Genomic DNA, 1,140 nt, shown 5'->3' on the forward strand with positions numbered 1-1,140 from the left:
GAACCTAACTGGGCGCGATCGCGAATTTTAGGATTCAGAATCATTTCCGGGATTAATTTTTCTAACGCTCTGTGCCAATCCTGTCAGACCTAGAGGGCTTCTAACTTAAAATAATCCCACGACTCCATCTATAAGATAAGAGAGAAGTATGCAAGCAATTAGTGAATCTAAACAGCGGCCTGGTGATCCCAGAAACCGCGAGGTTGTCCACTCTGCAGACAATCCAGAAAATGGAAATCTAGCAACGCCAGTCAATGACTCTGGCTTTGTCAGAGCCTTTATTAATAACTTACCTGCTTACCGACACAGCCTGTCTCCCTTTCGCAGAGCCCTAGAGATTGGCATGGCCCATGGTTACTTCTTGATTGGTCCCTTTGCTAAACTGGGCCCCTTACGGGACACAGATGTGGCAAACTTGGCAGGGATGCTGGCAACTGTGGGTCTAGTGGTTATTTTGACGGCTTGCCTGTCAATCTACGGGGGTAGTCGCCCAGAAGCGCCGACTGATACCGTAACCATTGATCAACATCCCCATGCCTTTGATTCGGTTGAGGGCTGGAATGAATTTGCTGGTGGCTTTTTAATTGGTGGCGTCGGTGGAGCAGGCTTTGCCTACTTGATCCTTGCCAACATTGAGTTGCTGCGTAACCTTGCGGGTTAAGCTCTCCAGCTTTCCTGGCAGGTTTAATCCGATTCGTTACCTAGTTACTTAATGGCAAGATGAAGTTGAGCGATCGTCTTTTCGCTTCAATGAACTATTGCTGCCGCAGTCGGAAAAACTAATCAAGCGTCAATTCTTTGTCGCAGTGATGCCAAAGATACCACTCTGCCAAAATTGATCGGCAAAATTTAAGGGTCTGTTTGCACCTTGCATTCAGACCCTTTGTTTATAGATTGTTTATGGAAATTGATTTGACGCCCTAGCACTCACCTGTAGGGAGTTGGTCCTGCCTCTGCACCTGGCTGGAGAGGATGAAGTGCCCTTCAGCCTCTAAGTTTAACTCGCCTAAATTCGGCCCTGGGATAAGTCCTCCCCTAGCGATCGCGCTTATGGGTAAATGTCCGGCAGGTGAAGGGGCAGTTCAAGTTGCGGAGGTAGGCTTATCCCTGAACACTTGTTGCTGCAATACACTAGCCCCT

Annotated in this window: 1 protein-coding gene; it reads left to right on the forward strand. The window is 48.2% G+C overall.

The window, feature by feature from the left end; translation table 11 throughout:
• Nucleotides 1–148 precede the first annotated feature (148 nt).
• On the forward strand, nt 149–661 hold the full coding sequence (locus AC2VE5_RS28285) for a photosystem I reaction center subunit XI (RefSeq protein ID WP_486890823.1): 513 nt from the start codon (nt 149–151) through the stop codon (nt 659–661).
• The last annotated feature ends 479 nt before the right edge of the window (nt 662–1,140 follow it).

The sequence above is a fragment of the Aliterella sp. E5.1 genome, from assembly GCF_057473825.1.

Excerpts from the sequence above, each read along its gene's own strand:
- AC2VE5_RS28285 (WP_486890823.1), top strand. The coding sequence starts at position 149 with ATGCAAGCAATTAGTGAATCTAAACAGCGGCCTGGTGATCCCAGAAAC.